At 43.4% G+C, this 10,023-nt stretch carries 8 protein-coding genes; 5 read left to right on the forward strand and 3 right to left on the reverse strand.

Annotated features, from left to right (window positions below):
• Both AC1DPK_RS33715 and AC1DPK_RS33720 read right to left on the reverse strand, forming a co-directional pair.
• Nucleotides 1-372, reverse strand: a 372-nt coding sequence (locus tag AC1DPK_RS33715) for a SpoVR family protein (RefSeq protein WP_477512979.1), incomplete at its 3' end; no start/stop codon positions are given.
• Between the two features lie 169 nt (nt 373-541).
• Nucleotides 542-1,450 carry a sensor domain-containing diguanylate cyclase gene (locus tag AC1DPK_RS33720; RefSeq protein ID WP_441887188.1) on the reverse strand — a complete coding sequence of 303 codons (909 nt, stop codon included), beginning with the start codon at nt 1,448-1,450 and terminating at the stop codon, nt 542-544.
• A 321-nt stretch (nt 1,451-1,771) separates the two neighbouring features.
• Here AC1DPK_RS33720 and arfA point away from each other — a divergent pair, with 321 nt between their 5' ends.
• The 5 genes from arfA to AC1DPK_RS33745 all read left to right on the forward strand — a co-directional run bounded on the left by arfA (nt 1,772) and on the right by AC1DPK_RS33745 (nt 8,655).
• Nucleotides 1,772-3,280, forward strand: a complete 1,509-nt coding sequence (gene arfA / locus AC1DPK_RS33725) for an arabinosylfuranosidase ArfA (protein ID WP_477512980.1) — start codon at nt 1,772-1,774, stop codon at nt 3,278-3,280.
• Between the two features lie 88 nt (nt 3,281-3,368).
• A complete protein-coding gene (locus AC1DPK_RS33730; protein ID WP_477512981.1) occupies nt 3,369-4,289 on the forward strand; it encodes an ArsR/SmtB family transcription factor in 921 nt (306 codons plus the stop codon).
• Nucleotides 4,290-4,428: 139 nt separating this feature from the next.
• Complete coding sequence (locus AC1DPK_RS33735) at nt 4,429-6,159, forward strand: ABC transporter ATP-binding protein (RefSeq protein WP_441887183.1); 1,731 nt, start codon at nt 4,429-4,431, stop codon at nt 6,157-6,159.
• Complete coding sequence (locus tag AC1DPK_RS33740) at nt 6,152-7,996, forward strand: ABC transporter ATP-binding protein (protein ID WP_441887181.1); 1,845 nt, start codon at nt 6,152-6,154, stop codon at nt 7,994-7,996. Before AC1DPK_RS33735 ends, AC1DPK_RS33740 begins: the two co-directional genes overlap by 8 nt.
• 98 nt (nt 7,997-8,094) lie before the next feature.
• The gene (locus tag AC1DPK_RS33745; RefSeq protein WP_339204113.1) at nt 8,095-8,655 is read left to right on the forward strand and encodes a DUF1232 domain-containing protein; all 561 of its coding nucleotides are present in this window, start codon (nt 8,095-8,097) and stop codon (nt 8,653-8,655) included.
• Nucleotides 8,656-8,733: 78 nt separating this feature from the next.
• On the opposite strand, the gene glsA is transcribed toward AC1DPK_RS33745, so the two are convergent.
• Nucleotides 8,734-9,675, reverse strand: coding sequence for a glutaminase A (gene glsA / locus AC1DPK_RS33750; RefSeq protein ID WP_076271731.1), 942 nt, complete (start codon nt 9,673-9,675; stop codon nt 8,734-8,736).
• Nucleotides 9,676-10,023 lie beyond the last annotated feature (348 nt).

The following is a 10,023-nucleotide window of genomic DNA, read 5'->3' on the forward strand; positions in this document are numbered from 1 at the left end:
TACACCAAAGCGAACACCAAAGCGAGCGTTGTTTTTGAAAAAATCACAGTGAGCGAGCACATGGGCGACGATGAGTTTATTTTGAATTAGAGAATTGCCCTCTAGAAGAAACGCATAGCAGGGGTTGGAGTTAATGACGAGCTCATAAATTTTGCTTAAGCCGAAGTCGTATTGGAGCTTCATTTTGTTGAACGTTTTTCCAAAGCTCCAGTGGCTAAACCTTGTCGGCATACCGTACGCGCCAAAGGTATAAATAATTTCTGCCGGGCAAATCTCATAGCGCATTTGATAAAAGTCTAAACCAAAGCCGGTAGCTATTTCTGTTATTTCATCAATGGATCGCTCCAGTGCACGAATTTCATCCTGTCTCATCCGTCATCCCTCCGCATGCGAAAATACGATTCATACCATGTGTATGAGCGGGTGGTCAAGGTTATGACGAAGTGTGCAGGATGGACTCAGCGTATGTGGCGATCAAAAAAAGAAAAAACCTTGGACATCTGCCTTTTCGAGTAAATACTCAAAGTGGAATCAGACGATCTCAAAGTTTTTTTTCATTTTGCTTATTGTCGTACATCGCTAGGTCAGCGTTGCTTATCAATTCTTTTAGCGTGCTAGCCGTGCCGTGCGTTGAACTAATGCCTATGCTAGCGGAAATATGAATGATATGACCATTGATTGTGAATGGCTCGTCAATCGATTTTTTTATTTTACTGGCTACAAAATCGATATCTTGGTTGTCCACCAAATGCTGAAAGCAAATAACGAATTCGTCTCCACCGTATCTAACGAGGATGTCGGTTTTTCTGACGTCTTGTTTCAGTCTCTTAGAAATTTGAAGCAGCAGCAAATCACCAAAGTCATGACCGAACGAATCATTAACCTCTTTAAAATCATCGATGTCGATGAACATCACACTAAACTGCTTGTCCGAGCCAGCATGATCCAAATGAGATAAATAACGTCGATTGTAAAGACCGGTCAAGCTGTCCGTAACACTTGCGTTTTCTAAATCCAATATATATCCGAAAAAAGCGGCCATCGAATGGAGAAATCCGAGCTGCCTTTCATCTAGATGAATCGGTTCTTTATTTATGGCGCATAGGGTACCAACTGCTGTCTGGTCAGCTGTTCTTACAGCGATTCCGACCAAAGCTTGTGCTCCAAGTTGCTGGGTAATAGGTAAAGAGGCTGTACGCGGATCATCAAGTGTATTGGTGATGTTAAGAATGGAACAATCCTGCTCTAAAACAAGATTGCAATAACTTTGCAGCAAATGTAACGGTAAGCTATTGGTTCCTTCATTTTCATGACGGTTGAGCGCTCTTATGATTCTGCTTCCATTATGATCAATTGTAGCTATCAATAAAGTGTCAACCTGTAGAAAGTGCTTCAAGGTGTCAATAATATGGTCGGCTGCATCTTCTAGTGAGCGTATAGTACTGCTCATGCTCTCAACTCCTGCCGTAGTGTTGAAACAAAGGAATTACCTTATAGTCCCATAGTAGTCTAAAAAGAGGACTAACTCAAGAAACAATTGATAATAACTAGGCAAATTGAACTATAAATTTATGACTTCGTAAACCTTTACCTTGTATCGAATAAAGAATTGGTCCTCTATTCCTATGAATTAATATAAATATAAATTCATTATATATAAAATTAATACTTGAATTAATTACGAACGTGTAGTTAAATAAGTAGTATAAATCACTATTAACTCTTAACTAACTAATTAATGAAATTATTAATTTAATTGAGGTGGATGATTATGACAAACAAAGCGACAATGATAGTGGATAAGGATTTTCAAGTTGGGGAAGTGGATAAACGTATATATGGATCATTCATAGAACATCTTGGGCGTGCGGTTTATGGCGGCATTTATGAGGCGGATCATCCGCAAGCAGATGAGCAGGGTTTTCGCTCCGATGTTCTTGAGCTAGTAAAGGGACTTGATGTGCCTATCGTCCGTTATCCTGGCGGTAATTTTGTATCCGGTTACAACTGGGAGGATGGTGTTGGTCCGGTAGATCAGCGTCCGAAGAGGCTTGAGCTTGCATGGCGAACGGTTGAGCCCAATTGGATCGGCTTTAATGAATTTATGGACTGGTGCAAAAAGGTGAATACAGACGCTATGATGGCCGTCAATCTTGGTACTCGCGGCATTGATGATGCACGCAACTTGATTGAATACTCCAATCATAAGTCAGGATCATATTGGAGCGATCTTCGCATCCAGCATGGTTATAAAGATCCCCATAATGTAAAGACATGGTGTCTCGGCAATGAAATGGATGGACCTTGGCAAATCGGACACAAAACTTCTGTAGAATATGGTCGCCTTGCTAACGAAGCAGGAAAAGCGATGCGATGGGTTGATCCGACCATTGAGCTAGTTGCATGTGGAAGCTCGCACATCGGAATGCCGACGTTCCCTGAATGGGAAGCTACCGTACTTGATCTTGCTTATGATACGATTGATTATGTGTCGATTCATCAATATTATGGGAACCCTCATAACGACACGAAAAACTTCCTAGCACAGTCTATGAGCATGGATTCCTACATTAATACAGTCATTTCAACCTGTGATTATGTGCAAGCAAAAAAACGTGGAAAGAAGCAAATCAACCTTTCCTTTGACGAGTGGAATGTGTGGTATCATTCAAATGCACAAGACCGTAAGCTTGATCCTTGGCAAATTGCTCCGCCACAGCTTGAGGACGTGTATAATCATGAAGATGCACTTGTTGTTGGCTGCATGCTGATCAGTATGCTTAAACGTGCAGATCGTGTAAAGATGGCTTGTATCGCACAGCTGGTTAACGTGATCGCACCAATCATGACGCAAAATGGCGGACCTGCATGGAAGCAAACGATTTATTATCCATACATGCACGCAAGCATTTTCGGTCGTGGCACAGTGCTGGTACCGCTAGTGAAATCGCCGAAGCATGATACAAAGGATTTTACAGACGTGCCATACTTGGAAACGGTAGCCGTTCATAATGAAGAGAAAGAGGAAGTAACGATTTTTGCGGTTAACCGCAACACGGAAGAGTCGCTTCCATTCGAAATCGATTTGCGCAGCTTCGGTGCTTTCCAACTAATTGAACATATCGTGCTTGAATCTGATGATTTGAAAATGACGAACACGGCAGACGCGCCAAATCGCGTAACACCGCACACAGCAGGTAATGCTGCGCTTGCAGACGGCGGGAAAATTGCCGCGACGCTTAGCAAAGCATCATGGAACGTTATTCGTATTAAACTATAATGGAATCAACAAGGGGATCCGGAAGCTGCGATTGCGGCTTTTGGGATGCCCTTCTATTATTATAGTATAGAGAGAGGAGGAGATCGTGATGATAAATGCGAATACGGATGAAGCTTGGCTGCCCTTATATGAGGCATTGGCTAGTCCTGTCAGGCTCTCCATTATTAATTTGCTTGCAACAAATATGATGAACGTAAAGGAGCTTGCTGAAGCTATTGGTCTAAGCAGCGCGATTGTAACGATGCATATTCGAAAGCTGGAGAAGGCTGGCATTGTAGAAACGAAGATGGTTCGTAAACATGGCGGCACACATAAAATTTGCTCGCTTGCTGAACGTAGCATTACGATTGAACTGCCTTCTAAGGCGCTGGATGTGAAGAAGGTGCATGATGTTAGCGTGCCAGTTGGGCATTTTACAGAATTTGAAGTGTTTCCGACTTGCGGCATTGCTACAACGGAGAAGCTGATTGGGCAATTTGACGATCCGCGTTTCTTCTTGGAGCCGGAGCGAATGAATGCAGGCATTCTTTGGTTTGGCAAAGGTTATGTAGAATACAAGGTGCCGAATTATTTGCTAGCGGGACAACGGCCTGTAGCACTTGAAATTACACTGGAGCTTGGCTCAGAAGCGCCAGGCGTAAACGATAACTGGCCATCTGACATTAATTTCTTCCTTAATGGAATGGATATCGGCATGTGGACGAGCCCTGGTGATTATGGAGATGTAAGAGGACGTTTCTCACCGGCTTGGTGGGGAGATCGGGTCAATCAATACGGACTGCTCAAGGTGATACGCATTCAAGAGGATGGGACGCTAATTGATGGACAGCATATGTCATCAACTAGTATCGGTGAAATTGGGTTGGAGCGAAATTTCTGGACATTCCGCATTGGCGTGAAGGAAGATGCCGTTAACGTAGGCGGGTTAACCTTATATGGCAAGGGTTTTGGCAACTATAATCACGATATTATGTTTCGAGTGTTCTATGAAGATGCGCGCAGTGTTTAAGGCAGCTTGACTGCCTTAAGCAGGCGCACCCCCTCCCTCAGATAGCCCCGAGTTTATAATCGTGCATACCATTTTCTGTTCAAAAAGATATAATGAGTAGGATAGCTAATCTAAGCCATTATTACTCGGAGGAACAAAGATGCTGACTATGTTCAATTTTCTCAAAAAATATCGTTTTGCTGCTTACGTTGCTCTGCTGCTTATGCTGGTGGAGCTCGTAGTGGAGCTGCTTCAACCGTATATTATTTCAAAAATCATTGATGATGGTATTGATAAAAATAATTTATCGGTTGTGCTGCAATGGGGCGGCTTTCTAATTGGTTGCTCTGTTATCGCTTTTATTGTAGGAATACTTAGTTCTTTTTATGCTTCACACGTAAGTCAGAGCTTCGGATTTGATTTAAGAGAGCGGCTTTATGAAAAAGTGCAATCGTTCTCATTTGCCAATTTTAATCGTTTTCCGGAATCATCGCTTATTACTAGATTAACGAATGACGTTTCACAGCTGCAAAATACAGTGTTCATGGGACTGCGTATTATGCTTCGCGCCCCATTGCTCGTAATCGGAAGTATCATAATGGCCTTTATCGTTCAGCCTAAGCTGGCCATATGGCTTGCTGCGGTCATTCCGTTTCTTGGTGTTTTTCTGCTTTGGGTGCTTAAAAAGGGAGAAAAGCTTTTTCGTTCTGTTCAGAAGCAGCTGGATCAAGTGAATAGCGTGATGCAGCAAAATTTAATCGGCATGAGAATCGTGCGTGTATTCGTTCGGATGAAGCATGAATCGAAGCGTTTTGCATTTTCCAGCGAGCAGCTGATGGATCGTACCGTATCCGCTCTTCGTTTAACGGAAGTTACGATGCCAATCGTGCTGTTATTTATGAATGCGATTGTTATAGCCGTGTTGTGGTTTGGCAGAATCGAGCTCGATCGGAATGGAGCAACCGTTGGTGAGGTGGTTGCCATTTTGAACTATGCGATGAGGACGATTGGTGCTTTATCCATCATGTCCATGATCGTGGTCAACTTCTCGAGAGCGCGCGCATCAGCTCAAAGAATTGAAGAGGTTGTGCTAACGGATATCGACTTAACAGATACAGTTGACAGCGATGAAGCGGTAAAGCTTCGTGAGGGATACGTTTCCTTCGAGAACGTATCTTTTGAATATCCGGATTCTGATCTGCATGTATTGCGAGATATATCCTTCTCGGTATTACCGGGTGAGACAATTGCCATTATGGGTGCGACCGGTTCTGGCAAAACATCGCTCATTCAACTGATTCCTAGACTTTACGATGTGCAGACGGGCGTGATTCGCGTGGATGGCAAAGACAATCGCTTAATGAAGCTTGAGCAGCTTCGCAAGCAAATTGGGTATGTTCCGCAAGAAATCATGCTGTTTACAGGCACGGTGGCGGATAATATTCGCTGGGGCAAGGAGAATGCCAGCATCGAAGAAATTATAGAGGCTGCCAAACTAGCTCAAATCCATGACACGATTATGAAGCTGCCGGAACAATACGATACGATAGTGGGGCAAAAAGGAGTAAATCTCTCAGGTGGACAGAAGCAGCGTCTAACGATTGCGAGGGCATTAGTTAGAAAGCCAGTTGTGCTGCTGCTTGATGACAGCACAAGCGCACTCGATGTACAAACCGAGGCTGCTCTTCTGCAAGCACTTAAAAATATGAGCTGCACGACATTCCTTATCACGCAAAAAATAAGCTCAACCGTAGCTGCGGATTCAATTCTTCTACTTGATGAAGGCCAATTGCTGGCACAAGGCAAGCATGAGCAGTTGATCCGTGAATCCAGTTTGTATCAGAAAATATACGAGTCACAGTTCGGGAAGGAAGGTGTGTCCCGTGCTTAGACAATTAAAGGAGCCTTTTCAGTACCAAAGATCTGGGGAAGCGGTCGAATCCACTGCAGCAGACAAAGGTAAACGTAAACCACGCGCGCAAAATATGAGCCAAACGCTGAAGCAAATGTGGAGTTACCTGATCGTCTATAAGGGCAGACTTGCAGCTGTCATCGTAATGGTTATATTAAGCTCTGCGTTCTCATTGCTGGGACCCTATATGGCAGGTACCGCAATCGATCGCTTTTTGATGAATAGAGATAGCGGAATTATTGTTTTTCTACTATTGATGGCTCTCGTTTATGCGCTGCACTCGATCACGATGTGGCTCCAAAGTATTTGGATGATAACCATTTCGCAAAAAACGGTCTATCGCATGCGGGTCGAATTGTTTGATCATTTGCACAGGCTGCCGATCCCTTTTTTCAGCAAGCGTCAGCATGGAGAACTAATGAGCCGCGTTACGAATGACATAGAAAACGTAAGCTCATCTTTAAATAGCTCTGTGATTCAAGTGTTTTCAAGTATCCTTCTTCTTGTTGGAACCGTAAGTGTTATGTTGTCCCTTAGTCCGCTTTTGACTCTATTAACCTTCCTCGTTGTGCCGCTTATGGTACTGGGGATGAAATGGATCACAAAACAAACCGGCCGACTGTTCAAAGCTCAGCAGCGCAATCTTGGCGACTTAAATGGTTATATAGAAGAAACATTGTCGGGACAACGCATAGTGAAGGCCTTTTCTCAGGAAAAAACAGTCATCTCCGCCTTCAAGGAGCGCAACGAGCGTATTCGAGTTTCTGGCTTCTGGGCGCAGACGATTTCTGGTTTCATTCCGAAGCTGATGAACGCGTTAAACAACTTAAGCTTCACGATCATTGCAGGAATAGGTGCGATATTTGTTTTAAATGATCAAATAACAGTCGGTACAATTATTATATTTGTGGAATATTCCAGGCAGTTCACAAGACCGCTTAATGACCTTGCTAACCAGTGGAATACGCTATTATCTGCTGTCGCTGGTGCTGAACGTGTATTTGATGTGCTAAGCGAAGATGAGGAACGAAAAGATGAGGGAGCAGCTCGCGAACTTGCAGAAGTAAGCGGAAAAGTCGTTTTTGATAAAGTAACATTTGCTTATGAAGGAAGGATAGCTACGATAAGCGAGGTAAGCTTTGAAGCTACGCCAGGAGAGACGATCGCTCTAGTAGGTCCAACCGGAGCGGGTAAAACAACACTCATCCAGCTTTTGTGCCGATTCTATGATCCGAGCTCGGGTAGCATCTTGATTGATGGGCACGATACACGTACGCTCAAACGTGAAAATTTGCGCTCGCATATGGCGTTTGTACTGCAGGACCCATTTCTGTTCGAGGGGACCATCTATGAAAATATCCGTTACGGCAAGCTGGATGCAACGGATTTAGAAGTCCAACAGGCTGCAAAACTCGCAAACGCACATTCCTTTATTTCTCGTCTGAAGGACGGCTATGGGACCGTACTTAAATCAGACGGCAGCGGAATTAGCCAAGGACAGAAGCAGCTGCTTGCCATTGCCAGAGCGATTCTAGCAGATCCTTCAATCCTTGTATTAGATGAAGCGACAAGCAGTATCGATACGGTGACCGAAATAAAAATCCAGGAAGCGCTGCAACGGCTTATGAAAGGGAGAACGAGCTTTGTCATAGCCCATCGTCTGAACACCATTCAACAAGCGGATCAGATTGTAGTGCTGCGTGACGGTGCCATTTTGGAGAAAGGATCTCATTCACAGCTCCTTATGCAAAAAGGCTTTTACAGCTCGCTCGTTAATGGGCAGCTTAATAATGGCATGCTGAGTGAATCAGATTAAACGTCTGCATGGCACACTATTACTGATATACGCAAACCTTATTGCAACTATTTTAGGGGATGGAGAGTATTATTAGTTATATCAAGGAGGTGGGATGTATGACTATTACCCTGTGCCCCAAATGTGGAAACCAAAATGATGTCGACGCGAACAGGCAAATGGTTGTGGAATGCTCCTCTTGCGGTACGATACTGATTGATGATGCTGATCTTAAAGATGCAGAAGAAGGGCTTCAAAGGACCTTGGATCATAAACAAATCAATCCGCCTGAGGAAGTTGATATAGAAAAGTACATTAGCAAATTAGGTGACCATGAGAAGCAAACGAAGTATGTAGAGGAAGGGTTCTGGGCAAAAGTGAAGCGTCATGCAGCTAAGGTGCCGTTCGCTAAAGAAGTAGTCACGCTTTATTATTGCTCGGCTGATCCCAAGACGCCGCTATCTGCTAAGGTCACAGCTATTGGAGCTTTAGCTTATTGGATTTTGCCGCTTGATCTTATTCCGGATTTTATACCTGTAGCAGGTTTTGTTGATGATGCAACAGCTGTATTCATCGCTTACAGGTCTCTTAGTGGCCAAATAACGGAAGATCACCGTGAGAAGGCAGAGCAGTTTTTCATATTGAACAAAAATGTGAAGCTAATTGATCCACAGTCGTAATACAAACAGTATAAAAAGGATGACCCAGCGAGTTTATCGCAAGCGGTCATCCTTTTTGTTTTCAAGTAAGGCAGTATATTAGAACAAGCTCCATTCAAACTCTCTCGATAACGACTCAAGAAGAGCAACACCAGCGATGCTGTTTCCTTTTCGGTTCAGCGATGGACCAACTAATCCGATACCATAACGGCCAGGCACCAGCGTTAAAATACCGCCGGATACGCCGCTCTTGGCTGGCAACCCGACATGAATCGCAAACTCTCCAGAGGCATTGTACATGCCGCAAGTTATCATAAAGGTTTTGGCAATTTGAACGAAGCGGCGAGGAATAAGCTGTTCTCCGGTTGTAGGATTTTTGCCGTTATGCGCCAGAACTAAAGCCATTTGAGCCAAATCTGCACAGGTTACGCTGATGGAGCAGTGCCGGAAATAAACTTCAAGGACATCTTCGACTGATCCTTGCAGAACACCGTTATCTTTGAGGAAATATGCCATTGAACGATTAAGGTTCGCTGTATCCGCTTCAGAACGATAGACGTCCATATCGTAGTCAAGTGAGCTATTATTAGAAAGAAGGCGAAGGAAGTCTAACACTCGTGCAGATTTTTCAGCAGGATCTTTGCCAGCAATTAAAGAAGAGATCGCAATGGCTCCAGCATTTATTAGTGGATTAAAAGGAATGCCCGGCTGTACGAGCTCAAGCTTCAGCATAGAATTAAAGTTGTCTCCAGTAGGCTCCATGCCAACCTTGTCAAAGACGACATCTTCTCCGTTATCCATTAGCGCTAAAATGAGCGTGAATACTTTTGAAATACTTTGCATCGTAAAAGAGAGATCTGTATCGCCTTCAGATATAGAAAGGCCGTTTGAATCAATAAGGTGTATTCCTAATGCCCCAATCGGTGATTTCGACAGCTCGGGTATATAGGAGGCAACTTTGCCGCTGCTGCATTGTTCACGGCTTGATTCAACCCATTGTGGAAGCAGAGCTTGAATACGTTCGATTTCTGATAATGTCATTTTTATTGCTCCCTCTTGTGAACTAGCTCTAAAATTGGATAAATGGCTGAATAATCATATTATTATTCTATTATAATTACGAAGTGTTTATAAAGTTGGAATTTGTTAAGTTTATTTGAAAGTAATTGGTTATATTTTACCGAAAATCGAGTGAAAACATGCTTTTTAAAGTTTTTTTAAATAAATGCTTGACCAATTGGAGGGGGGCATGATATATTCTAATTCCGGCCGAGAGAAACACGCGGACGACAAGAAAAACAAGCAAGACAAACGATAGAAAAGTTTGCTCTTTGAAAACTGAACAACGAGTAATAACTGCCTTGCAAATCCTTCGGGATGAGCAAATAT

This window comes from Paenibacillus sp. 01T424 (assembly GCF_056398745.1).

Excerpts from the sequence above, each read along its gene's own strand:
- AC1DPK_RS33730 (WP_477512981.1), top strand. The coding sequence starts at position 3,369 with ATGATAAATGCGAATACGGATGAAGCTTGGCTGCCCTTATATGAGGCA.
- AC1DPK_RS33735 (WP_441887183.1), top strand. The coding sequence starts at position 4,429 with ATGCTGACTATGTTCAATTTTCTCAAAAAATATCGTTTTGCTGCTTAC.
- glsA (WP_076271731.1), bottom strand. The coding sequence starts at position 9,675 with ATGACATTATCAGAAATCGAACGTATTCAAGCTCTGCTTCCACAATGG.
- arfA (WP_477512980.1), top strand. The coding sequence starts at position 1,772 with ATGACAAACAAAGCGACAATGATAGTGGATAAGGATTTTCAAGTTGGG.
- AC1DPK_RS33745 (WP_339204113.1), top strand. The coding sequence starts at position 8,095 with ATGACTATTACCCTGTGCCCCAAATGTGGAAACCAAAATGATGTCGAC.
- AC1DPK_RS33720 (WP_441887188.1), bottom strand. The coding sequence starts at position 1,450 with ATGAGCAGTACTATACGCTCACTAGAAGATGCAGCCGACCATATTATT.